23 protein-coding genes are annotated in these 22,305 nt (G+C 59.6%); 12 read left to right on the forward strand and 11 right to left on the reverse strand.

Going from position 1 to position 22,305, the window contains the following annotated elements:
• Positions 1-70: 70 nt before the first annotated feature.
• Positions 71-1,408 carry a DEAD/DEAH box helicase gene (locus tag J2Y56_RS22220; protein WP_007946624.1) on the forward strand — a complete coding sequence of 446 codons (1,338 nt, stop codon included), beginning with the start codon at positions 71-73 and terminating at the stop codon, positions 1,406-1,408.
• Positions 1,409-1,525: 117 nt separating this feature from the next.
• Here J2Y56_RS22220 and J2Y56_RS22225 read toward each other — a convergent pair whose 3' ends face one another.
• Positions 1,526-2,767, reverse strand: coding sequence for a TIGR03862 family flavoprotein (locus tag J2Y56_RS22225; protein ID WP_310352761.1), 1,242 nt, complete (start codon positions 2,765-2,767; stop codon positions 1,526-1,528).
• Positions 2,768-3,048: 281 nt separating this feature from the next.
• The gene (locus J2Y56_RS22230) at positions 3,049-3,969 is read right to left on the reverse strand and encodes a histone deacetylase (protein ID WP_033049344.1); all 921 of its coding nucleotides are present in this window, start codon (positions 3,967-3,969) and stop codon (positions 3,049-3,051) included.
• Positions 3,970-4,043: 74 nt separating this feature from the next.
• Here J2Y56_RS22230 and J2Y56_RS22235 point away from each other — a divergent pair, with 74 nt between their 5' ends.
• The 3 genes from J2Y56_RS22235 to J2Y56_RS22245 all read left to right on the forward strand — a co-directional run bounded on the left by J2Y56_RS22235 (position 4,044) and on the right by J2Y56_RS22245 (position 6,182).
• Entirely contained in the window at positions 4,044-4,613 is a 570-nt protein-coding gene (locus J2Y56_RS22235) for a GNAT family N-acetyltransferase (RefSeq protein ID WP_007946618.1), read from the forward strand.
• 109 nt (positions 4,614-4,722) lie between these two features.
• The gene (tesB, locus tag J2Y56_RS22240; protein ID WP_007946617.1) at positions 4,723-5,592 is read left to right on the forward strand and encodes an acyl-CoA thioesterase II; all 870 of its coding nucleotides are present in this window, start codon (positions 4,723-4,725) and stop codon (positions 5,590-5,592) included.
• A complete protein-coding gene (locus J2Y56_RS22245; protein WP_310352764.1) occupies positions 5,589-6,182 on the forward strand; it encodes an HAD family hydrolase in 594 nt (197 codons plus the stop codon). Before tesB ends, J2Y56_RS22245 begins: the two co-directional genes overlap by 4 nt.
• Positions 6,183-6,307: 125 nt before the next feature.
• Here the strand turns inward: J2Y56_RS22245 and J2Y56_RS22250 are convergent, their stop codons facing one another.
• Together J2Y56_RS22250 and J2Y56_RS22255 are read right to left on the reverse strand one after the other, a co-directional pair.
• Positions 6,308-7,267: a hypothetical protein gene (locus J2Y56_RS22250; protein ID WP_007946615.1), complete on the reverse strand. Its 960-nt coding sequence runs from the start codon at positions 7,265-7,267 to the stop codon at positions 6,308-6,310.
• Positions 7,268-8,161 carry a neutral zinc metallopeptidase gene (locus J2Y56_RS22255; protein WP_007946613.1) on the reverse strand — a complete coding sequence of 298 codons (894 nt, stop codon included), beginning with the start codon at positions 8,159-8,161 and terminating at the stop codon, positions 7,268-7,270.
• Between the two features lie 240 nt (positions 8,162-8,401).
• Here J2Y56_RS22255 and J2Y56_RS22260 point away from each other — a divergent pair, with 240 nt between their 5' ends.
• Together J2Y56_RS22260 and J2Y56_RS22265 are read left to right on the forward strand one after the other, a co-directional pair.
• Positions 8,402-9,178: an IclR family transcriptional regulator gene (locus J2Y56_RS22260; RefSeq protein WP_007946612.1), complete on the forward strand. Its 777-nt coding sequence runs from the start codon at positions 8,402-8,404 to the stop codon at positions 9,176-9,178.
• A 140-nt stretch (positions 9,179-9,318) separates the two neighbouring features.
• Complete coding sequence (locus J2Y56_RS22265) at positions 9,319-10,197, forward strand: DMT family transporter (protein WP_007946610.1); 879 nt, start codon at positions 9,319-9,321, stop codon at positions 10,195-10,197.
• A 124-nt stretch (positions 10,198-10,321) separates the two neighbouring features.
• Here J2Y56_RS22265 and J2Y56_RS22270 read toward each other — a convergent pair whose 3' ends face one another.
• On the reverse strand, positions 10,322-11,623 hold the full coding sequence (locus J2Y56_RS22270; protein ID WP_007946609.1) for an MFS transporter: 1,302 nt from the start codon (positions 11,621-11,623) through the stop codon (positions 10,322-10,324).
• 450 nt (positions 11,624-12,073) lie between these two features.
• On the opposite strand from J2Y56_RS22270, the gene quiC reads away from it, so the two are divergent.
• Both quiC and J2Y56_RS22280 read left to right on the forward strand, forming a co-directional pair.
• Positions 12,074-13,975: a 3-dehydroshikimate dehydratase QuiC gene (gene quiC, locus J2Y56_RS22275; protein WP_310352768.1), complete on the forward strand. Its 1,902-nt coding sequence runs from the start codon at positions 12,074-12,076 to the stop codon at positions 13,973-13,975.
• 103 nt (positions 13,976-14,078) lie between these two features.
• Positions 14,079-14,756, forward strand: coding sequence for a TetR family transcriptional regulator (locus J2Y56_RS22280; RefSeq protein WP_007946607.1), 678 nt, complete (start codon positions 14,079-14,081; stop codon positions 14,754-14,756).
• A 36-nt stretch (positions 14,757-14,792) separates the two neighbouring features.
• Here J2Y56_RS22280 and J2Y56_RS22285 read toward each other — a convergent pair whose 3' ends face one another.
• The 3 genes from J2Y56_RS22285 to J2Y56_RS22295 all read right to left on the reverse strand — a co-directional run bounded on the left by J2Y56_RS22285 (position 14,793) and on the right by J2Y56_RS22295 (position 17,145).
• The gene (locus J2Y56_RS22285; protein ID WP_007946606.1) at positions 14,793-15,647 is read right to left on the reverse strand and encodes a shikimate dehydrogenase; all 855 of its coding nucleotides are present in this window, start codon (positions 15,645-15,647) and stop codon (positions 14,793-14,795) included.
• A gap of 5 nt (positions 15,648-15,652) precedes the next feature.
• Entirely contained in the window at positions 15,653-16,093 is a 441-nt protein-coding gene (aroQ, locus tag J2Y56_RS22290; RefSeq protein ID WP_007946605.1) for a type II 3-dehydroquinate dehydratase, read from the reverse strand.
• Between the two features lie 140 nt (positions 16,094-16,233).
• Positions 16,234-17,145, reverse strand: coding sequence for a LysR family transcriptional regulator (locus J2Y56_RS22295; protein WP_007946604.1), 912 nt, complete (start codon positions 17,143-17,145; stop codon positions 16,234-16,236).
• Between the two features lie 263 nt (positions 17,146-17,408).
• On the opposite strand from J2Y56_RS22295, the gene J2Y56_RS22300 reads away from it, so the two are divergent.
• A complete protein-coding gene (locus tag J2Y56_RS22300) occupies positions 17,409-17,837 on the forward strand; it encodes a hypothetical protein (RefSeq protein ID WP_007946603.1) in 429 nt (142 codons plus the stop codon).
• Entirely contained in the window at positions 17,834-18,280 is a 447-nt protein-coding gene (locus J2Y56_RS22305; protein ID WP_007946602.1) for a DUF2442 domain-containing protein, read from the forward strand. The genes J2Y56_RS22300 and J2Y56_RS22305 overlap by 4 nt, the downstream gene beginning before the upstream one ends.
• 54 nt (positions 18,281-18,334) lie before the next feature.
• On the opposite strand, the gene trmA is transcribed toward J2Y56_RS22305, so the two are convergent.
• Entirely contained in the window at positions 18,335-19,414 is a 1,080-nt protein-coding gene (trmA, locus tag J2Y56_RS22310) for a tRNA (uridine(54)-C5)-methyltransferase TrmA (RefSeq protein ID WP_310352771.1), read from the reverse strand.
• Positions 19,411-20,706, reverse strand: coding sequence for an NCS2 family permease (locus J2Y56_RS22315; RefSeq protein ID WP_150781666.1), 1,296 nt, complete (start codon positions 20,704-20,706; stop codon positions 19,411-19,413). The genes trmA and J2Y56_RS22315 overlap by 4 nt, the downstream gene beginning before the upstream one ends.
• Positions 20,707-20,920: 214 nt before the next feature.
• Between J2Y56_RS22315 and J2Y56_RS22320 the strand changes: the two genes are divergently transcribed.
• Together J2Y56_RS22320 and J2Y56_RS22325 are read left to right on the forward strand one after the other, a co-directional pair.
• Positions 20,921-21,376, forward strand: a complete 456-nt coding sequence (locus J2Y56_RS22320; protein WP_007946598.1) for a DUF4879 domain-containing protein — start codon at positions 20,921-20,923, stop codon at positions 21,374-21,376.
• Between the two features lie 80 nt (positions 21,377-21,456).
• Positions 21,457-22,008 (forward strand): DJ-1 family glyoxalase III, encoded by a 552-nt coding sequence (locus tag J2Y56_RS22325; RefSeq protein ID WP_310337097.1) that lies wholly within the window; start codon positions 21,457-21,459, stop codon positions 22,006-22,008.
• Between the two features lie 6 nt (positions 22,009-22,014).
• Here the strand turns inward: J2Y56_RS22325 and J2Y56_RS22330 are convergent, their stop codons facing one another.
• Positions 22,015-22,302: a HigA family addiction module antitoxin gene (locus tag J2Y56_RS22330; RefSeq protein ID WP_007946596.1), complete on the reverse strand. Its 288-nt coding sequence runs from the start codon at positions 22,300-22,302 to the stop codon at positions 22,015-22,017.
• Between the last annotated feature and the right edge of the window lie 3 nt (positions 22,303-22,305).

A 22,305-nucleotide genomic window follows, 5' to 3' on the forward strand; every position in this document is an offset into this window, starting at 1 on the left:
GCGCGCCATTGCATCTTGTTTTGCACATTTGTTTTGAAAAACCCGCGCTGAATTTTCCTACGGTAATCCCATGACTTTCGCCACCCTTGGCCTGATCGAACCCTTGCTGCGCTCTCTCGAGACGCTCGGCTACCAGACCCCGACGCCGGTTCAGGCGCAAGCCATTCCGGCGGTGCTGGCCGGTCGCGACCTGATGGCCGCCGCCCAGACGGGCACCGGCAAGACCGCCGGTTTCGCGCTGCCGCTCCTGCAATTGCTGGCCATGGAAGGGCCGAAAGTCACCGCCAACTCGGTACGCGCACTGATTCTGGTGCCGACCCGCGAGCTGGCGGAACAGGTTCACGAAGCCGTGCGTCAGTACGCCGAGAACCTGCCGCTGAGCACTTACGCGGTATACGGCGGCGTCAGCATCAACCCGCAAATGATGAAACTGCGCAAAGGCGTCGACCTGCTGGTGGCCACGCCGGGCCGCTTGCTCGACCTGTTCCGTCAGAACGCGCTCAAGTTCAATCAGCTGCAAACCCTGGTGCTGGACGAAGCCGATCGCATGCTCGATCTGGGCTTTTCCGAGGAGCTGGGTAACATTTACAAGGCACTGCCGAAGAAACGTCAGACGCTGTTGTTCTCCGCAACGTTCTCCGATGCGATCCGCACCCTGGCCGGGCAGATGCTCAACGATCCGTTGAGCATCGAAGTCAGCCCGCGTAACGTGGCTGCCAACACGGTTAAGCAGTGGGTTGTGACGGTCGACAAGAAGCGCAAGCCGGAACTGTTCGTTCACTTGCTGCGCAAAGGCAAGTGGAAGCAAGTGCTGGTGTTCGCCAAGACCCGCAACGGTGTCGACGCGCTGGTGGAAAAACTCCAGGGCCTGGGCATCAATGCCGACGGCATCCACGGCGACAAGCCTCAGGCCACGCGTCAGCGCGCGCTGGACCGTTTCAAGGCCAGCGAAGTGCAGATCCTGGTTGCTACGGACGTCGCGGCCCGTGGTCTGGACATCGAGGACTTGCCGTTGGTGGTCAACTTTGACCTGCCGATCGTGGCCGAAGACTACATCCACCGCATCGGTCGTACCGGCCGTGCGGGTAACACCGGCCAGGCGATTTCGCTGGTGTGCGCCGATGAAGTGAATCTGCTGTCGGCCATCGAGACGTTGACCCGTCAGACATTGCCTCGGCAAATGGAGCACGACTTCGAACCTGAGCACCGCGTACCGGATACCGATGCCAGCGGTCAGGTGGTCAAGAAGCCGAAAAAGCCGAAGAAGCCCAAGACCTCCAGTGGCGGCGGCAAGCGTAACCTGGGCAAGTGGGTTGAGAGCGGGGACGCCTCGGCGCCGGAGCCTTCGATCAAGCCTGTGCGCAAAGTGCCGGTGTTCAACACTGGGCCGCGTAAGCGTAAGCCTTAAATAGCGGCGGCGTCTGTCAGGACGCCATCGCGAGCAGGCTCGCTCCCACAGGGGATTTGTGAACGATACAGATCCAGTGTGGGAGCGAGCCTGCTCGCGATGGGTGCGCCTCGGTCTTCAGCCTTGGCGCTTCAGCCACTCCACCACACCCATCCCCGCCGCACGCCCACTGGCGAAGCACGCGGTCAAAAGATAGCCGCCCGTCGGCGCTTCCCAGTCCAGCATCTCTCCCGCACAGAACACGCCAGGCAATGGCTTGAGCATCAAACGTTCATCCATCGACTCGAACAGCACACCACCCGCGCTGCTGATGGCTTCGTCCAGGGGGCGGGTTTTAACCAGCGTCAGTGGCAGTGCCTTGATTGCTTTGGCCAGCAACGCCGGGTCGGTGAAGCAGTCGGCCGGCGTCAGTTCACGCAGCAACGCGGCTTTGACCCCATCAAGGCCCAGCTGACTGTGCAGGTGTTTGGACATCGAACGTGAACCGCGTGGTTTGCTCAGCGCTGTCTGTACTTTATCCACAGGCTTGCCCGGCAGCAGGTCCAGATGAATGGTCGCGCAACCGTTGAGGTTGATGGCTTCGCGGATTGGTGCCGACAGGGCATAGATCAGGCTGCCTTCAATCCCGGTGGCCGTGATCACACATTCACCGAGCCTTGGCACGTCGTCATTGAGGCCGATGGCGATGTTTTTCAGCGGTGCGCCGGCAAATTTACTGACCATTAATTCGCTCCAGGCCTTCACCTCGAAACCGCAATTGCTCGGTTGCAACGGCGCCAGGCCTACGCCGCATTGCTCCAGCGGCAGCATCCATGCGCCATCCGAACCCAGGCGCGACCAACTGCCGCCGCCGAGGGCGAGCAGGGTGGCGTCAGCCTTAACGGTTTTTTCTCCCTCTGGGCTGTCGATTCGCAATCCACCGTTGTCGTCCCAGCCGAGCCAGCGGTGGCGGGTGTGGATAACTACGCCGGCGTCTCGCAGGCGTTTGAGCCAGGCGCGCAGCAGGGGCGCGGCTTTCATATCGGTTGGAAACACCCTGCCTGAGCTGCCGACAAAGGTTTCGATGCCCAGGTCATGAATCCATTGGCACAGCGCCTCAGCCCCAAAGGATCGCAGCAGCGGTGCAATCTGCGGGGCGCGTTCGGCGTAGCGCGCAAGAAACGCCGGGTAGGCCTCGGAATGGGTGATGTTCATGCCGCCGACCCCGGCCAGCAGGAACTTGCGGCCCACCGAAGGCATGCCGTCGTACAGTTCGACCTTGACCCCGGCCTGACTTAACACTTCAGCCGCCATCAGGCCGGCAGGGCCGCCGCCGATGATGGCGACGTGAGGGGAGAGGGCGGTGGAGGATTGGGTCATGGAATGCGCTGCGGTTTGGCGGGATAAGCGGGGCATTCTACCAGCCTGATCCCTTGTGGGAGCGAGCCTGCTCGCGAAAGCGGTGGCACATTCAACACTGATGCAAGCAGACCCACCGCAATCGCGAGCAGGCTCGCTCCCACAGGGGATTTGTTGTGTGCTCAAGATGTGGTTAAAAAACAACCATCGCTGTGTAGCCTATACGCTGCATGGGCTGTAGGCCCTTTCGCTCAGGTTATCCACAGGCAGTTCCACAGGCATTGTGGGTAAAGACCCACGGTTCAATGACAACCTGATGACTGCCAGACCCGTTGCGCGCTGTGATGAAGAATCCCATGCCGGCGCGCCAGGGCCTTGCGGTCCTTGCTGTAGCCGCCACCAATCACCCCGACCACCGGAATATCCCGGCCCAGGCAATGGCGCATGACGCTTTCATCACGCGCCGCCACGCCTTCGTCCGTCAGCTTCAAATAACCCAGGGCGTCGTCCTTGTGTACATCGACCCCGGCGTCATACAACACCAGATCCGGTTGATAGAGCGGCAGCAAATAGTTGAGCGCATCGTCGACCACTTTCAGGTAGTCGGCATCGCCCATGCCCTTGGGCAACGGAATGTCCCAGTCACTTTCTGCTTTGCGTGCAGGAAAATTCTTTTCGCAGTGCAGGGAAACCGTCACTGCGTCCGGGGTGTTGTGCAGGATTCGTGCAGTCCCGTCGCCCTGATGCACGTCACAATCGAAGATCAGCACCCGATTCACCCGGCCACTTTCCAGCAGGTAATGGCTGATCACCGCCAGGTCATTGAAGATGCAAAAGCCGGCCGGGTAGTCGTAATGCGCGTGATGCGTGCCACCGGCCAAGTGACAGGCCAGTCCGTGCTCCAGCGCTTGTTCGGCCGCCAGCAACGAACCTCCGACCGCGCGCACCGTGCGCCGGGCCAAAGCTTCGCTCCAGGGCAGGCCCAAGCGCCGTTGGTCTTCACGGGACAACTCGCCACTCATGTAACGTTCGATATACGCAGCATCATGGGCGAGGGCGAGAATCTGCGCAGGGCAGAGTTCCGGGCGCAGCAGGTCGGCGTCCCGGGTCAGGCCGCTGTCCACCAGGTGATCGCGCAGCAGGCGAAACTTGTCCATGGGGAAGCGGTGATCCGCCGGGAACTCGGGGCTGTAGTCTTCGTGATAAATCAGCGGCAGCGGCATGATGATTTCATGTAGGAATGAGAGAAGGATCCTACCAGCGATGTAGACTTGCAGCATGGAAACGGGGGAACGCGATGGAGCCAATACTGGAACTCGAAAGCGCGCGACTGCTGTTGCGGCAGTGGCGCGATGACGATCTGCCGGAGTTTGCGGCGATGTGTGCCGATCCTCAGGTGATGCGCTATTTCCCGGCGCCGTTGAGTCGGCTGGAAACTGCCTCGCTGATCGGGCGCGTACGCGGGCATTTTGCCGAGCATGGTTTCGGCCTGTGGGCCCTGCAACGCAAGGACACCAGCCAGTTCATCGGCTTTACAGGGCTGGGTGTAGTGGGTTTCGACGCGCCATTCACTCCCGCGACCGAAATCGGCTGGCGCCTGGCTCGCGAACATTGGGGCCTGGGCTACGCCAGTGAAGCGGCGTGGACCGCGCTGCGGTGTGGGTTTGACCGGTTGGCGCTGAAAGAAATCGTGTCCTTTACCACGCAAACCAACACGCCTTCCGAGAAAGTCATGCAGGCCATCGGCATGCACCATGATTCAGCCGATGACTTCGAGCATCCCAGGCTCGCGGCCGATCATCCCCTGCGCCACCATGTGCTCTATCGCATCACCCGTGAACAATGGCTGCAAACCTTGCATGGATAAGCCGACGCGGACGTTTACAATGGCTCCCATATTATTGGCCCGGGCCAGAAATTGAATCGCCCGTCGCAGCCAAGACTGCGCGGCAATGTTTTGCGTGAGGAGAGTCTGAATGAGCCAAGTGTTGGATGATCTGGTCGATTTACTGACCCTGGAACCGATCGAAGAAAACCTGTTCCGTGGCCGTAGTCAGGACCTGGGTTTTCGCCAGTTGTTCGGCGGTCAGGTGATCGGTCAGTCGCTGTCGGCAGCCAGTCAGACGGTTGAAGAAGCGCGGCATGTGCATTCCATGCACGGCTATTTTCTGCGGCCGGGCGATTCCGCGTTGCCCGTGGTGTATCAGGTGGACCGGGTGCGCGACGGTGGCAGTTTCAGCACGCGCCGGGTGACGGCGATCCAGAAAGGCAATCCGATTTTCACTTGCAGCGCCTCCTTCCAGTACGACGAAAAAGGCTTCGAGCACCAGGCCGAGATGCCGGTTGTGGTCGGCCCGGAAAACCTGCCCTCGGAACTGGAACTCACCCAGCAACGGGCGCACCTGATTCCCGAGCACATGCGCGAAAAACTGCTGTGCCCGAAACCGATCGAATTTCGCCCGGTGACCGAGAAAGATCCCTACAACCCGCTGCCGTCCGACCCGATCAAGTACGCCTGGTTTCGCGCAGACGGTGCCTTGGCCGACTCGCCGGCACTACACAAATATTTGCTGGCCTATGCGTCGGATTTCGGTCTGCTGGTCACCTCGATGCAGCCCCATGGCAAAACGGTCTGGCACAAAGATATGCAAGTCGCCAGCCTCGATCACGCGCTGTGGTTCCATCAGGATCTGCGTGCCGATGACTGGTTGCTCTACGCGATGGACAGCCCGTGGGCCGGTAATTCCCGTGGCTTTAACCGTGGCAGCGTGTTCAACCGCGCCGGGCAACTGGTGGCGTCGGTCACGCAGGAAGGCCTGATTCGCCATCGCAAGGATTGGGCATGAGCCTGGCCGAGGTGCGTCACTGGGTGTTCGACATGGACGGCACCCTGACGGTGGCCGTGCATGACTTCGCGGCGATTCGCGTGGCATTGGCGATCCCGGCTGAAGACGACATCCTGACGCACCTTGCGGCATTGCCGGCCGATGAAGCGGCGGCTAAACATGCGTGGCTTCTGGAGCACGAACGGGATCTGGCGATGGGTTCGAAACCGGCGCCGGGGGCAGTTGAGCTGGTGCGGGAGTTGGCCGGGCGTGGCTATCGCCTGGGCATTCTCACGCGCAATGCCCGGGAACTGGCGCACGTCACGCTGGAGGCCATCGGCCTGGCCGACTGTTTCGCAGTGGAGGATGTGCTGGGGCGTGACGAAGCACCGCCTAAACCGCATCCCGGTGGCTTGCTGAAACTGGCCGAAGCCTGGAAGGTGCCTGCGAGCGAGATGGTGATGGTCGGTGATTACCGGTTTGATCTGGATTGCGGGCGAGCGGCGGGGGCGCGGACGGTGTTGGTGAATTTGCCGGATAACCCGTGGCCGGAGCTGACAGATTGGCATGCGGCGGATTGCGTGGCATTGCGGCAGATGCTTTTGGCTTGAGGGCCTCTTCGCGAGCAGGCTCGCTCCCACATGGGTGCTCTATAGAATACAAAATTCGTGTCCGCTAGAGATCCACTGTGGGAGCGAGCCTGCTCGCGATAGCGTCAGATCAGGCACCAACAAACTCACTGCCCAAACAACACCTTCTGCCCCTCCGGCGACGTAAACATCCCATCCCCGTTATGCCCAACTCCCGGCACGTCGACCAGTTGCTGGTTTACCCCGCGAGGATTGCGGCGCAGCAAATAATCGAAATAATTGTGCCCGCGAGCCAGGCGGTTGGCGCCCTGAGCTTGCGCCTCGCACCCCTTGTCCAGCGCCGGATGCTGCGGGTCGATGTCTTGCTTCCCGAGCAGATACGTCACGTCACGCGTGACGTAATTGCCTTCAATCTGCGGCGCCGTTTGCCCACTGGCATAGAGGGGTAAATCCGTCAGGCCATATTTCCATCGGTTAAAGCCGGGGCATTTCGCGTGATCGAATGCCATGGGCCGGCGCTCATCGAAATAGGCATACGAGGAAGGGTTGGCGACCACATAGCGGATTTTCACCCCGGCAGCGGTGAGCGCCGGTTGGTCGTGAGCCAGCAATGCATAACGTTGAACCACCTGGGCACCACCGGAATGACCGGCAATGACGATTTGTTTCACGTCCGGAAATTGTTTCCGGTCGCTGACCCTCTGGATGATCTGATCCAGTGCTCCATAGGAACTCAGCGCAAACGGGGCGGTGGATAAGCCGCCGGCCATCCAGTCATTGCCCTGCCAGCGCAGCACGGTGTCAGCCACGGGATGCAGGGCTACATCGGTTTCGTTGAGAAATTGTGGGGCGATCACCAGCGTGGTTTGGCTTTGTCCTGCCAGTTCAGCCGCCTGCTCGGCGCTCTGGCGGTAGGTTTCAGCATTGCGTAAACGGCCGTGGATGATGATCAGCACACGTTCGATTTTCTCGGGCGTCGGGCCGATGCCCACCGCCATTTCGCCTTCTTTGAGCAACAGCCGGCCGGGGCTGAGTTCTTTCACCCCATGCTCGGCAGCTTGGGTACTTGCGCAGGTAAACAGTACAGCTAACAGCCACTTATTCATTTACAGGTTTTTCGCCGCAAAGGTATCGCACTGGCCCACCTGGCCTTGTGCAAATCCGGTTTTGAACCAGCGCATTCTTTGCGCTGACGTGCCATGGGTAAACGAGTCCGGTACCACTCGGCCCTGACCTTGCTGCTGCAAGCGGTCGTCGCCGATGGCGTTGGCGGCGTTCAAGGCTTCTTCGATATCGCCGGGTTCCAGCCAGTTCAGACGCTGTTGCGCATGATTGGCCCAGACCCCGGCCAGGCAATCGGCCTGCAATTCCTGACGCACGAGTAAACCGCCATCGCCTTCCATTTGCCGGCCTTGCGCGCGGGCAGTCTGAATTTTCGCTGAAACGCCGAGCAAGGTCTGAACGTGGTGTCCGACTTCGTGAGCGATCACGTAGGCCTGAGCGAAGTCGCCGGCGGCGGCAAAGCGTTGCGACATTTCCTGGAAGAACGCCATGTCCAGGTAGACCTTCTGGTCGGCCGGGCAATAGAACGGACCGGTTGCCGATGTCGCCAGACCACAGGCGGAATTGACGCGATTGCTGAACAGCACGAGGGTCGGGTCTTTATATTGCCGACCTGCCTGCTGGAAAATCTGACCCCAGGTGTCTTCGGTATCGCCAAGGATAGAACGCACGAATTCGGCGCCTTCGTCATTGGCCGGCGGCGCCTTGCGGGTTTGGTTGGTGGCCGGTGCCGATTGCTCGCTCATTTGCCCGGTGAGTTGTCCGAGGATCTGCAGCGGGTCCTGCCCGGTGATCCAGCCGATGCCGACAATCAGAATAATCGCGGTCAGGCTCAAGCCCTTGCCGCCACCGAAACGCATCCCACCGCCACCACCGCCGACATCATCACCACGGGCATCGACCACGTTGTCACTGCGTCGGCCTTTTTTCCATAGCATGTGGGAATCCTCTGATTGTCCGTGGAGATGAGTGTTGCTGGTGCGGTGGAACGACGCCAGTCCGGTCGTCCGGGATTCTGTGTGTGCCCCTGTAGGAACATGGATAGCCCGTCGAATTCCTTAAGGCGACGGGTTTTTATGGAATGGGTTAATGGCCACTACTTATCGACCGTTGAGTTCCAGATTTCGCGTTATTCGGTTCATCTTCTAGAATCAGGCAAATTGTGTGTGGAATCTCCCATGGCCGGCAGTCAGATCGAACGTGTTTTCAGCGTGCTGGAAAGTCTTACCAGTGACCCTCGGGGTCTGCCGATGCAGACGTTGGCAGAGCAACTGGACATCCCTAAAAGCGCGACCCATCGCTTGCTTGCCGAGCTGATCCGCTTGGGTTACGTGCGGCAGAATCCGGATAACCTGCGCTATCACCTGTCGACCAAACTGGTGGCGATGGGGTTTCGTTATCTGGCGGGCAGTGGTGCGGATATCGTGCAGCCGGTGCTGGATCGCCTGGCGGAGGAAACCGGTGAACTGGTGCGCCTGGGCGTCATTGAAGGCGAGCGGCAGATCTGGATCGCCAAGTCTCAAGGCGCGCGGTCCGGCCTGCGATACGACCCGGACATGGGCCGCGATGCGCCGTTGTTCTATACCGCGTCGGGCCACGCGTGGCTGGCGTGCATGAGCGATGCCGAAGCGTTGTCGCTGGTAGAGCGTCAGGGCGATGAGCGGCCGAAGGACCTGGGGCCGAATGCGCCACGTTCCAATATTGAACTGCTGGAGCGTCTGCGTCTGGCGCGCGAACAGGGTTACGCCTGGGTTGAAGAGAGTTCGGCGGTGGGCACCTCGGCCATTGCTGCCGTGGTGCGACACCCGAGCGAAGGGCGGGTAATCGGGGTGTTGAGCATAGCCGGACCCAGTGCGCGCATGCCCGGGGCGCGGCTGCATGAATTGGCACCGCTGTTGTTGGCGTTTGCCCAAGAGTTGTCGGCAGCGAGCCTTGCTTCAGAGTTGTTCAGTTAACTCGGACATACCCCCATTCCAATGTGAACTCTGTTCATCGGAAAACCGTGCGTTGTTCGAACACTTTCGGCTTATGCTTATATAGGAATCTGGAACCAGGTTCTAAATTATTGGAATTCGCCAGGCACAAGGGAACCCATATGACCGTCAGCACCCCGCTCTCCGGCGTAAATCGCCCCTTCAAAGGGATTTTGCTGATCGTTCTCGCCACCTTCCTCTTTTCCAGCCATGACGCCATATCGAAATACCTCTTGGGCTTTTACCCGATGGTCATGATCGTTTGGGCGCGTTATGTGGTTCACACCTTGTTGATGGCCGGGATTTTTCTGCCGCAATCCGGATTGGGCGTGCTGCGTACCAAGCGGCCTTTGCTGCAGACAATGAGAGCGCTGTGTCTGTTGGGCACCAGTCTGTTTTTCACCACTGGTTTGCAATACATCCCGTTGGCCGAAGCCACGGCGGTCAACTTTCTTGCGCCGGTGCTGGTCACTGCGTTGTCGGTGCCGTTGCTGGGTGAGCACGTCACCCGTGGCCAGTGGATCGCGGTGATTTGTGGGTTTATCGGCGTATTGATCATCGTCCACCCAGGGGGTGATTTGTTCACGCCTGCGGTGCTGTTGCCGTTCTGCTCGGCGCTGTTTTTCTGCTTCTATCAATTGCTCACCCGCAAGCTCAGCAACATCGACAGCCCGACTACCAGTAACTTCTTCGCCGGCCTGTGCAACACCTTGGTGATGTGTGTGCTGGTGCCGTTCTTCTGGCAAATGCCAACCTTTGGGCACGGCTTGCTGATGGTGGCCTTGGGGGCTTGCGGGATGACGGCTCACTTGTTTCTGACTCAGGCGTTCCGCTACGCCGCGCCTGCGCTGCTGGCACCCTTCGGCTATTGCCAGATTGTGTTTGCCGGTCTGCTGGGCTGGCTGCTGTTTTCCCACACGCCGACCCTGACCACCGTGGTCGGGATCGCGGTGATTTGCTGCAGCGGTTTGGCGGCAGCGTGGCAGCAGAGTCGTCGATAAACTGCCAAACGAACTGTGGGAGCGAGCCTGCTCGCGAAGGCGTCAGGTCAGTCAACGCCGATGTTGAATGACAGTACGCTTTCGCGAGCAGGCTCGCTCCCACAGGGATTGTGGTGACCTTTCTTTATTCGGTAACGGCAGGAATCTTGCGCGGTGCCATGAAGTACATCCAGATCAGGGCAATGAAGTACATCGCCGGGATCAGGGTGAACAGCACGGTGTAGTTGTTGTTGGTGACGGTCAGAATGTGGCCGACCAACTGCGTCATGAACATCCCGCCGATGGCTGCGCACATGCCGCCAAAACCAAATACCGTACTCATCATGTGTTTAGGCGTGTAGTCCATCACCAGGCTCCAGATATTCGCGGTCCAGGCCTGGTGCGCGCCGATGGCCAGGGAGATGGCGGCCACCGCGACCCACAGACTGCTCGAACCGGCCGCCATGACCACGCCGATGATGCAGCAGGCGAACAGGAACATGGACATCAATCGCGCCTTGATCGGGTTGACCCCGCGGCCGATCAGGAACGAGGAGAGGATCCCGCCACCGACACTGCCGAAGTCTGCCGTCAGGTAGATGATGATCAGCGGAATACCCATCTGAGTCACGTTGATCCCCAGGTTGTATTGCTGATTGAGGAACGGCGGCAGCCAATACAGGTAGAACCAGAACACCGGTGCAGTCATCGAGTAGGCGAGGGCGAAGGCCCAGGTGCCGCGCATGCGCAGGATTTTCGAGAACGGCACGCGGGCCTGTTCCGGCTCGACTTCTTTCTGGATGTAGTCCAGTTCCGATTGTTTGACGCTCGGGTGATCTTCCGGGTTGAAATACTTCAAGCCCCAGAACAGCAACCAGATCGCGCCCAGTGCCGCCATGCACAGGAACGCAGCTTGCCAGCCCCAGACCTGAAGGATCAGCGGCAACAGCATCGGGGTGAACATCGCACCGACGTTGGTGCCGGCATTGAAGATGCCGGTGGCCACGGCGCGTTCGCCGGCCGGGAACCACAGGCGCGTGGTCTTCACGCAGGCGGGGTAGTTGGCGGCTTCCGTCAGGCCGAGGATGAATCGGCAGACCATAAAGCCGACGGCCGAAGTGGCCAGGCCGTGGGCGCCGGTGGCGATACTCCAGAGCAGCACGGCGCAGAAGAACACGCGCTTGACGCCGACCCGGTCGATCAACCGGCCTTGCAGCACGAAACCGATGGCGTAGCCGACCTGGAACCAGAAGTTGATGTTGGCGTAGTCCATCGCCGTCCAGCTCATTTCCTTGGCGAGGATGGGCTGCATGACGCCCAGGGCGGCACGGTCGATGTAGTTCAGTGTCGTTGCGAAAAACACCAGCGCCAGCATGCCCCAACGGGTTTTGCCGACTGCCATGGCGCCGCGGATCTTGTCGCCGATGCTGTCGTTGGCAGGAGTCATGGAGGAGTGCTCCACGGGAGAACTTTGAGAAGGAGTCATGTAGTCCACCGATTCTTTTTATGTGGTGTTCCGGGTCTTTGGTAACCGGGCCCGAGGTTCATGATCGGGCTCAATGTGAGTAAATGTTGCGGAGTGGACAAAAAATCGTCAATTCGCCAAAGGCCATTCTGTTCGATAATCGCACGCAAAACTAACCGGATAGTACACTTTGCATTGCTGTGCGATTCCGCCAGGCCAATAATTCCCCCTCGTTAAACGCGATCCTTGTAGCAGCTGGCGAAGCCTGCGTCCGGCTGCGAAGCAGTCGTAAACCCTGTGCACGCGGTTTACCTGTATGACCGCGTCGCCTGAATTCACGACTGCTTCGCAGCCGGACGCAGGCTTCGCCAGCTGCTACATAAAGCGTGCGATATCGATAACAAGATTGTCTCCACCACCGGGAGTCGAAATATGCAGCGTTCCATTGCCACCGTTTCCTTGAGCGGTACCCTGCCGGAAAAACTCGAAGCCATTGCAGCCGCCGGTTTTGACGGGGTGGAGATTTTCGAGAATGACCTTCTCTACTACGACGGTAGCCCACGGGAGGTCAAACAGATGTGCGCCGATCTCGGGATCGCGATCACACTGTTTCAACCGTTCCGCGACTTCGAAGGTTGCCGCCGTGACCGACTGCCGCGCAATCTGGAACGGGCCGAGCGCAAGTTCGACTTGATGCAGGAACTGGGCACCGACCTGGTGTTAGTGTGCAGTAACGCGTCCGCCGATTCTGTCGGCGATGAGCAAATCCTCGTCGACGACTTGCGCCTGCTGGCCGAACGCGCGGGCGCGCGTGGTCTGCGGATCGGTTACGAAGCCCTGGCTTGGGGCCGGCATGTGAACACTTATCAACAGGTGTGGAACATCGTCCGTCAGGCCGATCACCCCAACCTCGGCGTGTTGCTCGACAGCTTTCACACCCTGTCTCTCAAGGGCGATCCGAGTGCCATCGCCGAGATTCCTGGCGACAAGATTTTCTTCGTGCAAATGGCCGACGCGCCGATCCTGGCCATGGATGTTCTGGAGTGGAGCCGGCATTTTCGCTGCTTTCCGGGTCAGGGCGAATTCGATTTGCCGGGGTTCCTCGCACCGATCATCAAGAGCGGCTACACCGGGCCGCTGTCGCTGGAAATCTTCAACGACGGTTTCCGCGCCGCGCCCCCTCGGGCCAATGCCGCTGACGGTTTGCGTTCGTTGCTGTACCTCGAAGAGAAAACCCGCGAGCGTCTGGCGCAAGAAGCCAAACCTGCCGGCCACCCGGAAATTTTGTTCGAGACACCGAAAGCCAGCGAATACAACGGCGTCGAGTTTCTGGAATTCGCCGTGGACGAAAGCCTCGGCGCCAAGCTCTCCCATTGGCTGGAGCGCCTGGGTTTCGTCAAGGCCGGGCAACATCGCTCCAAGAGCGTAAGCCTGCTTCGCCAGGGCGATATCAACCTGATCCTCAACTCTGAGCCTTACTCGTTCGCCCACAGCTTTTTCGAAGCGCATGGTCCGTCGCTGTGCGCCACCGCCGTGCGAGTCAAAGACAGTGCGAGCGCGCTGGCACGGGCCGTGGCTTACAAAGGTCAGCCGTATCGCGGACTGGTTGGCCCCAATGAATTGGAATTGGCGGCGGTACGTGCACCGGATGGCAGCCTGATTTATCTGGTGGACCAGCACGCTGACGTCTACGGCACCGACTTCAATCTGGACCCAGCCGCCGTGTCCAGTGGCGGCCTCAAGCGTATCGACCACATGGCCATGGCCTTGCCAGCCGACAGCCTCGACAGTTGGGTGCTGTTCTACAAGAGCTTGCTGGATTTCGAAGCCGATGACGAAGTGGTGTTGCCCGACCCGTACGGCCTGGTAAAAAGTCGCGCGCTACGCAGCCGTGATAGTTCGATCCGCTTGCCGTTGAACATTTCCGAGAACCGCAACACCGCAATCTCACATGCGCTGTCGAGTTATCGCGGTTCCGGTGTGCATCACATCGCGTTTGATTGTGATGACATCTTTGCGCAAGTCAGCCGGGCGAAAGAGGCGGGCGTGCCGTTGCTGGACATCCCGCTCAATTACTACGATGACCTCGCCGCGCGCTTCGACTTCGATGACGAATTCCTCAGCGAACTGGCCTATTACAACGTTCTGTACGACCGCGATGCCCTGGGCGGCGAGCTGTTTCATGTGTACACCGAGCCGTTCGAAGGGCGGTTCTTCTTTGAAATCATTCAGCGCAAGAACGGCTATGCTGGTTACGGCGCGGCCAACGTCGCGGTTCGACTGGCGGCGATGGCCAAATCCCGCAGCGGGGCCATTCGTCAGGCCAAGTTGTAGGAAAATCGTAAGCGTCGATCACAAACCGCTGCCGCACGGCTTCCTTCGCTGTGCGGCGCGGCCCATAATCGCCAGCCTGTGCAGTGATGGCCGTGAGCCCGCAATGACAATGACTTCTGAACGCTCCGCAGTGCCCGGCGAACCCCTCGTCGAGCCTCGCAAAAGCCGCAAAAACAATCCGGAAAAGACCCGCGAGAACATCCTTCAAGAGGCGATTGTCGAGTTCGTCCAGCAGGGACTTTCCGGGGCTCGCGTCGATGCAATCGCCGAGCGCATCCACACCTCAAAACGCATGATCTATTACTACTTCGGCAGTAAAGAGCAGCTGTACGTTGAAGTGCTGGAAAAGCTCTACGGGGACATTCGCAGCACCGAAAACCGTCTGCTCCTGACCGAGCTGGCGCCGGTCGAGGCGATTCGTCGTCTGGTGGAGTTCACGTTCGACCACCATGATCGCAATGTCGATTTCGTGCGCATCGTCAGCATCGAGAACATTCACAACGCTGAATTCGTGAAGCGCTCCGATGCGATCAAGGCGATGAACAATACGCTCCTCGATTCACTGGGCGAGATTTTGCGTCGCGGTGCCGAGGAGGGCGTATTCCGAAGCGGACTTGATGCGCTGGATGTGCATCTGTTGATCAGTTCGTTCTGCTTCTATCGCGTGTCGAACCGTCATACCTTCGGTGAGATTTTTCAGATCGACTTGCCGGATGAAGCCATCAAGCAGCGTCATCGGGCGATGATTTGCGAGTCGGTGTTGCGCTACCTGCAGGCTTGATATGCAGTGAGGGGATTGCCCCCTCACTGCATCCACTCAGCCATTCATGCTCTGGAAATGCGCGAGCATTCGCTGCGCATCCGGCACCACGCCGCTGATCAATTCAAACGCCTTCACCGCCTGAAACACCGCCATGTTGCCGCCATCCAGGGTGCGGCAACCAAGGGCGCGAGCATTGCGCAACAATTCGGTTTCCAGCGGGAAGTAAACGATCTCCGCCACCCACAACTCGGGGCGAAGCAACTCCACCGGCACCGGCATTCCCGGCAGTTTTTTCATGCCCATGGGCGTGGTATTCACTAAACCATCCGCTTGGGCCATGGTGCTTGGCAACTCATGCCCGGACACCGCTCGGCCGGCGCCAAAATGCTGATTGAGGTTGTCCGCCAGGGCCTGCGCCCGGCTGATTTCCACGTCGAAAATACTCAGCAGTTGTACGCCTTCGCTCAATAGCGCGTGGGCCACTGCCGCGCCTGCGCCTCCGGCACCCATCTGTACGACATGCTCACGGGCAGCGTCCTTCAAGCCCCGGCGAAAACCTTCGGCAAAACCCAGGCAATCGGTGTTGTGGCCGATGCGTTTGCCGTCTTTCAACACCACGGTATTCACCGCGCCGATGCCGCGCGCTTCAGGCGACAGTTCGTCGAGCAACGGGATGATCGCCTGCTTGCACGGGAAGGTGATGTTCAGCCCGGTGAAACTCATGCGCTCGGCCGCCATCAGCAGGTCGGGCAGGGCACTGCTATCGAGCTGCAACTGATCCAGGTCGATCAAGCGATAGAGGTAGCGCATGCCCTGCGCGTCGCCTTCGTGCTCGTGCATCGCGGGTGTGCGGGACGCCTGAATGCCGGCGCCGATCAGCCCGGCCAATACGGTGTTGTGCTGAGTCATCGCGTTCACCTCTTCAATTGCAGACTGAAATGCTCAAGCGCCAGGCGATAGCCGAGGCTGCCGAAGCCGGCCAGCACGGCGGTAGCGATGGCCGAGACGAACGAGTGATGCCGGAAAGGCTCACGAGCGTGGACGTTCGACAGGTGAACTTCGATCACGGGCAGTTCGCTGGCGACGAGGGCGTCGCGGATCGCCACCGAGGTGTGAGTCCACGCGGCCGGATTGATCACAATCCCGGCGCAACGACCGCGAGCGGCGTGAATCCAGTCGAGCAACTCACCTTCGTGGTTAGTCTGGCGAAACTCCACGGCCAGGCCGAATTCTTCAGCGGCACGTCCGCACAGCGCAGAGATGTCTGCCAGGGTTTCGTGACCATAAGTCGCCGGTTCACGGGTGCCGAGCAGGTTCAGGTTCGGGCCGTTGAGCACCAGAACGATAGGGGGCATCGAGGGTCTCTCCACTTATTGTTTTTGGAATCGGCTGTCGTTTCAGCCTGTGGAGATAAATTGTACTAGCTAGTTAGTTTGGTCAATTGAAGAGATGTTTCGGTCGTGATTTGTGGGCGGTGATCGGACAGTTTCGGCGTTTATCGGGGCAGATGCTCAATCAGGAAATCGATAAAGGCGCGCAACTTCAGGGGCACATGGCGGCTTTGCGGATACAGCAACGTGAACGGTCGCGAACGTCCGTTGTACGGCTTCAACACCTCCACCAGCGAGCCATCGGCCAGTTCGTTTTCGACGATAAACCGGTACGTCTGAAACAGTCCTGCCCCGTGTTTGGCCAGGGTCACGCCGCCGAGCACATCGTCGGAGCAGCTGAGATTGCCCTCGGCGAGAATCTCCCGCGGTGTGCCGTTGTCATTGAACAACCAGGCAATTCGCCGGCCGCTGCTGGGCAGTTCGTATTGAATGCATTCGTGTTGCGCCAGGTCGTCCAGGGTTTGTGGAACGCCCGCTCGCATTAGGTAATCGGGACTGGCGATCAGCACCAACGCAGCGTCCTCCAGATGTCGGGCGATCAAGCCTGAGTCCGGAATTGCTCGTACGCGGATGGCCATGTCATAGCCCTCGCCAACGAAATCGATATTGCGATTGCTGATGTGCGACTCGACCTTTACCTCGGGAAAGCGCGCCCGAAACGCCGGTAGCAACGGCAAGATCCGGTGGTGTGCATACGTCGTTGGGATACTGATCCGCAACGTGCCGGACGGTTGCTGCTGCTGGCCCATGACCTCGCGTTGCGCCTCGACCAGTTGTGCCAATGCCTGACGACATTCTTCGTAATACCGGCGGCCACTGTCGGTCAACTTCACGCTACGGGTGGTGCGCGCGAACAGCCGCACGCCCAGGCGTTCTTCCATGCGCGATACCGAACGGCTGACGGCGGCCGGGGTCACACCCGCCACCAGCGCGGCAGCGGTAAAGCTCCCGGCCTCGGCCGCCAGGCAAAACAGTTCGATACTGCCCAGCTGAAGATCATCGAAGACTCGCTGCATGATTGATTACACCGGGGATCAAATGAGGAACTCAATGGCGTCACTTTAGATGAAATCGTCGTGGCAGTACTCAACAGAAGCGGCGGCTTTTTGCAGGTGTGGTGAAAGGATTGCTTACTATTTGGCGCGGTAATCGGGCAGTCAAAAAGTGCTCAAGCGCTAGTCTGAAAGTCGGATTGATCATCAAACGGATCAGCACCTGTCATCGGGTTCTTCAAGGAAAGGAGAATCTTTGTACTCTATAACCTAACGGATGGGTTAGCATGAATGTATGTCGCTACAAGGGCTTTTCATTGGTCGTCATGCTGCGCGATGAACATTGCCCGCCTCATGTTCACGTTGATGCCCGAACGTGGAGCGCACGCTTCAAATTCAGTTTCTGGCACAACGGCGTGGAGCTGTGGGATGTCGTCCCTCATTCGCAGCGCCCCCCTTCAGCGGTGTTGGAGGGATTGCGTCAGGCGCTGCGGCAACCGGCGCATTTACGGCGAGCACGTGGCATCTGGTGGAGCAAATTGCGCACAGCTTGCCTTGATAATCAGTTGTGGGATTGGGAGGGCAATGAAGTGGTGGTGATGAAACGTATTGCCAGCACGACCTACCTGATTGGCTCGGCCAGTTACGAAGCCGAAGCGAACAAAACGTTGTTGGCCCTGTTGGGGGCTGTGGAGGGAGTGGAAATCGAATTATGAAAACCATACAGGCGAGCATTCAGGCGGATCGCCCCGTCACGGAAGAATCACTGGATCAGGCGATTCAGCGAGGCGAATTGAGTCGCCGTAGCGGTTTGAATGCCACAGCAGTGACATGGTCAGGACATTGCCTGGTCATCGGCTTTGAGGACGGCAGTGGCGTCCTGCTACCGGCGAAGAACTACCCGGAGTTTGATGGCTTTGACGATGGGGACTTCGTTGATTTGAAGGTCGGTTTTTCGGGAACCGCGCTCTGCCATGAAGGCAGGGATTTACAGGTGTCCATCGCTGGATTGATTTCAGCGAGCAAGCCACTGATGGACATGGCGTCTTCAGTCATCGCCGCGCGCAATGGTCGTCAGAGCAGTGTTGCCAAGGCCGAGGCTGCGCGGGCCAATGGCAAAAAGGGCGGGCGCCCGCGCAAGGCGGATTCGGCTCTTTGATTCGCCCACAAAAAAGCCGTCGTCATGACGGCTGATTTGTACAGGCAACTGCAATCAACGGCGGGTCAACAACACCCCGGATTCCATGTGATGCGTCCACGGGAACTGGTCAAACATCGCGCACTGAGTGATGCGATGCGTGTCATGCAGCTGGGCGATGTTCGCCGCCAGCGTTTCCGGGTTGCAGGAGATGTAGAGGATGTTGTCGAAGCGTCGGGTCAACTCGCAGGTGTCCGGGTCCATGCCGGCACGGGGCGGGTCGACGAATACGCTACCGAACTCGTAGCTCTTGAGGTCGATGCCGTGCAGGCGACGGAACGGGCGGACCTCGTTCAGCGCTTCGGTCAGCTCTTCAGCGGACAGACGCACCAACGTAACGTTATTCACGGCGTTTTCGCTGAGGTTGCTCAGGGCTGCGTTGACCGAGGTCTTGCTGATTTCGGTGGCCAGCACTTTGCGTACGCGAGTGGCGAGCGGCAGGGTGAAGTTGCCGTTGCCGCAGTACAACTCCAGCAAATCGTCGCTGCGATCGCCCAATGCCTCGTAAGCCCAGTTGAGCATCTTCTGGTTCACGGTGCCGTTGGGCTGGGTGAACGCGCCTTCCGGCTGGCGATAGCTGAAAGTGCGACCGCCGACATCGAGCCTCTCGACTACATAGTCGTGACCGATTACTTCGCGTTTGCCTTTCGAGCGACCGATGATACTGACGTTCAGGTCAGCCGCCAGTTTCGTGGCGGCTGCATGCCAATGCTCGTCCAGCGGGCGGTGATAGCACAGGGTGATCATCGCATCGCCGGCCAGGGTGGTCAGAAACTCCACCTGAAACAGCTTGTGGCTCAGCGCCGCACTGGCTTTCCATGCCGCTTTGAGCTGTGGCATCAACTGATTGATGCGCACGCTGGCGATTGGAAATTCTTCGATCAGGATCGGCGTACGTTTGTCTTCCTGGGAAAACATCGCGTAGTGCCGCTCACCGGCTTCACGCCACAGGCGGAATTCGGCGCGCAGGCGAAAGTTTTGCAGCGGTGAGTCGAACACCACAGGTTCTGGCGCATCGAACGGGGCCAGCAGGTCACGCAGGCGCGTGACCTTTTCTTCGAGCTGAACGGCGTAGGCCTGGGAATCAAAAGTCATGCGTTGAACCAACCCAGCTTGATCACGAACAGAATCGACAGAATCACCAGCGCCGGGTTCAGGTCACGGGTACGCCCGGACAGCAGCTTGATCGCGGTCCAGGAAATGAAACCGAAGGCGATGCCGTTGGCGATGGAATATGTAAACGGCATGGCCAGCGCGGTGATCACGACCGGTGCGGCAACGGTGATGTCGTCCCATTCTATTTCGGCCAGGCCGGAGGTCATCAGTACGGCGACGAACAACAGGGCCGGTGCCGTGGCGAATGCCGGAACGCTGGAGGCCAATGGCGAGAAAAACAGCGCCAGCAGGAACAGAAGCGCCACCACAACGGCGGTCAGGCCGGTGCGGCCACCGGCACTCACGCCAGCTGCGGATTCGATATAGCTCGTAGTGGTCGAGGTGCCCAACAGCGAGCCGGCCATGGCCGCGGTACTGTCGGCGACCAGCGCGCGACCCATTTTCGGCATCCGGCCGTCCTTATCCATCAGGCCGGCGCGCTTGGCGACGCCGATCAGGGTGCCGGAGTTGTCGAACAGGTCAACAAACAGGAAGGCGAAAATCACGCTGATCAGACCGATGTCGAGTGCACCTTTGATGTCCAGTTGCAAGAAGGTCGGGGCCAGGGAGGGCGGCATCGACATCACGCCGCCGAACGGGGTGAAGCCCATCACGATCGAAATGATGGTCACCACCAGAATGCCGATCAGCACCGCTCCGCGCACTTTCAGCGCTTCGAGGGCAACAATCAGGGCAAAACCCAGGGTTGCGAGAATCGGCGCCGGTTGTTTCAGGTCACCGAGGCCGACCATGGTCGCCGGGTTGCTGACTACGATGCCGGCGTTGTGCAGGGCGATCAGCGCCAGGAACAGGCCGATACCGGCCGCAATCGCCGAGCGCAGCGGCAAGGGGATGCTGTAGATGATCCATTCGCGGATGCGGAAGATCGACAGCAGGAAGAAGCACACCGCCGAGATGAACACCGCGCCCAGCGCCACTTGCCAGGTATGGCCCATGTGCAGGACCACGGTGTAGGAGAAGAAGGCGTTGAGGCCCATGCCCGGCGCCAGCGCGATCGGGTAGTTGGCGATCAGGCCCATCATTGTGGAGCCAAAGGCCGCGGCCAGACAGGTGGCCACGAACACCGCGCCCTTGTCCATGCCGGTCTCGCCGATGATGCTCGGGTTGACGAACAGAATGTAGGCCATGGCCAAGAAAGTCGTGACGCCCGCCAGAATCTCGGTCCGCACGTTGGTGTTGTGTGCTCTGAGTTGAAACAGCCTTTCCAGCATGTCCGCTCCCCGTGGCGCGCCCGGCGCCGTGAATGTATCGACCTCAACAGCAAAGCACAGACCGCTGAACGCGCCTGGGAAATTACAGTGGGCCGGAAAAAGCCGCGCATCATACCAGTCGCGTGGGGTTATGGCTGCTTATGGCTGCGATCGTCGTCGATGTTTTGCCGTCAAGTGAAGTGAGCCATACTGCGCGCCGGTTTTGGGAGACGCTATGTATTGCATGAAAAAGCCTGTGATCGCCGTGATTGGCGTCGTATTTGCCTTGTTGCTGGGCGCGCAAAACGCCTGCGCCGCGATGGCGCCACCGTTGAGCCAGCTGAAAGTGCTCAAGGTCGAATCGCCAGGGTGTGGTTTTGAAGACATTGCCGAGGGGCAGGAACAGACGCGCTGCGACCACAGCGGCCCGAGTATCAAGGTCTATGTGTTGGAAGTCGGCTATGGACGTCAGGCATTTGTGGCGCTGGACGGTTTTGAACTGAACGGCACCCGCACGCCGGTCTGTGCGTTTGATACCGGTAACCTGACCGAGTGCACCGCCGGTAGAAAAACCGTCGGGTACCTGTATGTCCTGGACCTTGCCGGCAAGCAGAACGGCGTATTCACCTTCAGCAATACCTCGATCAACGCGCCGGGCAACACCCTGTCGACGCAGCTCTATATCAAATAACGGCAGCAAGTAACGGCTGCGCCCGAACAAGCGTGAGGAAAGCTGACTAAGCTTTAAAGATCATCTTGTGGACTGCACTCATGACCTCTAGAGCTTTGATTACCCTCGCCGAGGGCATTGATGACCTGCAAACAGTGACCCTGATCGATGTGCTGCGCCGCGCCAACGTTGAAGTGGTGGTGGCCAGCATCGAGGGGCGGCGCATGCTCACCTGCGCCCGTGGCACGCGACTGACGGCCGATGCCATGCTGGTGGATTTGCTGGCCCAGACGTTCGACCTGATCGCGTTGCCTGGCGGCGCCGTTGGCGCACAACACCTGGCCGCTCATCAACCCCTGCAACAACTGATCAAGGATCAGGCCGCCGCCGGGCGCTTGTTCGCGGGTATCGCCGAAGCCCCGGCGGTCGCGCTGCAACAGTTTGGTGTGTTGCGTCAGCGGCGCATGACGTGCCTGCCCTCGGCCAGTCATCAGCTGTTGGGCTGCAACTTCGTCGACCAACCGGTAGTGGTCGACGGCAACTGCGTGACCGCCCAGGGTTCCGGGGCCGCCTTGGCATTTGCCCTGACGCTGGTGGAACAACTCTGCGGTAAAGCCACACGTGCGGCGGTGGCGGGGGAGTTGCTGGTATAGGAAATGTCAGGCGTGGATGGCAATGGGTTCTATCGCCGGTTGCTCGCGGTGTTCTGCTTGCCAGAGATCGAAATCGGTCTGAACCCCTAGCCACATGCGTGCCTTGCCAATTCCCGCTCGCTCCAGGCGCACCGCCAAGTCCGGGCTGATCGGCGCGTGACCATGCAATACCCGAGAAAGGTGCGGCCGTGCAAAACCCAGATGGCGGGCCAGTTCTGTAACGCTGATGCCGAGTTCGGGCAAGACATCCATCAATAGAGTTTCGCCAGGGTGTGGCGGGTTGTGCATGGGCATTGC

Origin of the sequence: Pseudomonas sp. BE134 (genome assembly GCF_031456105.1) — a bacterium.
In the GTDB taxonomy this organism is placed as follows: Bacteria; Pseudomonadota; Gammaproteobacteria; order Pseudomonadales; family Pseudomonadaceae; genus Aquipseudomonas.

What these genes read in the sequence shown, in the direction of transcription:
- J2Y56_RS22220 (WP_007946624.1), top strand. Translation starts at nt 71, where the DNA reads ATGACTTTCGCCACCCTTGGCCTGATCGAACCCTTGCTGCGCTCTCTC.
- J2Y56_RS22225 (WP_310352761.1), bottom strand. Translation starts at nt 2,767, where the DNA reads ATGACCCAATCCTCCACCGCCCTCTCCCCTCACGTCGCCATCATCGGC.
- J2Y56_RS22230 (WP_033049344.1), bottom strand. Translation starts at nt 3,969, where the DNA reads ATGCCGCTGCCGCTGATTTATCACGAAGACTACAGCCCCGAGTTCCCG.
- J2Y56_RS22235 (WP_007946618.1), top strand. Translation starts at nt 4,044, where the DNA reads ATGGAGCCAATACTGGAACTCGAAAGCGCGCGACTGCTGTTGCGGCAG.
- tesB (WP_007946617.1), top strand. Translation starts at nt 4,723, where the DNA reads ATGAGCCAAGTGTTGGATGATCTGGTCGATTTACTGACCCTGGAACCG.
- J2Y56_RS22245 (WP_310352764.1), top strand. Translation starts at nt 5,589, where the DNA reads ATGAGCCTGGCCGAGGTGCGTCACTGGGTGTTCGACATGGACGGCACC.
- J2Y56_RS22250 (WP_007946615.1), bottom strand. Translation starts at nt 7,267, where the DNA reads ATGAATAAGTGGCTGTTAGCTGTACTGTTTACCTGCGCAAGTACCCAA.
- J2Y56_RS22255 (WP_007946613.1), bottom strand. Translation starts at nt 8,161, where the DNA reads ATGCTATGGAAAAAAGGCCGACGCAGTGACAACGTGGTCGATGCCCGT.
- J2Y56_RS22260 (WP_007946612.1), top strand. Translation starts at nt 8,402, where the DNA reads ATGGCCGGCAGTCAGATCGAACGTGTTTTCAGCGTGCTGGAAAGTCTT.
- J2Y56_RS22265 (WP_007946610.1), top strand. Translation starts at nt 9,319, where the DNA reads ATGACCGTCAGCACCCCGCTCTCCGGCGTAAATCGCCCCTTCAAAGGG.
- J2Y56_RS22270 (WP_007946609.1), bottom strand. Translation starts at nt 11,623, where the DNA reads ATGACTCCTGCCAACGACAGCATCGGCGACAAGATCCGCGGCGCCATG.
- quiC (WP_310352768.1), top strand. Translation starts at nt 12,074, where the DNA reads ATGCAGCGTTCCATTGCCACCGTTTCCTTGAGCGGTACCCTGCCGGAA.
- J2Y56_RS22280 (WP_007946607.1), top strand. Translation starts at nt 14,079, where the DNA reads ATGACAATGACTTCTGAACGCTCCGCAGTGCCCGGCGAACCCCTCGTC.
- J2Y56_RS22285 (WP_007946606.1), bottom strand. Translation starts at nt 15,647, where the DNA reads ATGACTCAGCACAACACCGTATTGGCCGGGCTGATCGGCGCCGGCATT.
- aroQ (WP_007946605.1), bottom strand. Translation starts at nt 16,093, where the DNA reads ATGCCCCCTATCGTTCTGGTGCTCAACGGCCCGAACCTGAACCTGCTC.
- J2Y56_RS22295 (WP_007946604.1), bottom strand. Translation starts at nt 17,145, where the DNA reads ATGCAGCGAGTCTTCGATGATCTTCAGCTGGGCAGTATCGAACTGTTT.
- J2Y56_RS22300 (WP_007946603.1), top strand. Translation starts at nt 17,409, where the DNA reads ATGAATGTATGTCGCTACAAGGGCTTTTCATTGGTCGTCATGCTGCGC.
- J2Y56_RS22305 (WP_007946602.1), top strand. Translation starts at nt 17,834, where the DNA reads ATGAAAACCATACAGGCGAGCATTCAGGCGGATCGCCCCGTCACGGAA.
- trmA (WP_310352771.1), bottom strand. Translation starts at nt 19,414, where the DNA reads ATGACTTTTGATTCCCAGGCCTACGCCGTTCAGCTCGAAGAAAAGGTC.
- J2Y56_RS22315 (WP_150781666.1), bottom strand. Translation starts at nt 20,706, where the DNA reads ATGCTGGAAAGGCTGTTTCAACTCAGAGCACACAACACCAACGTGCGG.
- J2Y56_RS22320 (WP_007946598.1), top strand. Translation starts at nt 20,921, where the DNA reads ATGTATTGCATGAAAAAGCCTGTGATCGCCGTGATTGGCGTCGTATTT.
- J2Y56_RS22325 (WP_310337097.1), top strand. Translation starts at nt 21,457, where the DNA reads ATGACCTCTAGAGCTTTGATTACCCTCGCCGAGGGCATTGATGACCTG.
- J2Y56_RS22330 (WP_007946596.1), bottom strand. Translation starts at nt 22,302, where the DNA reads ATGCCCATGCACAACCCGCCACACCCTGGCGAAACTCTATTGATGGAT.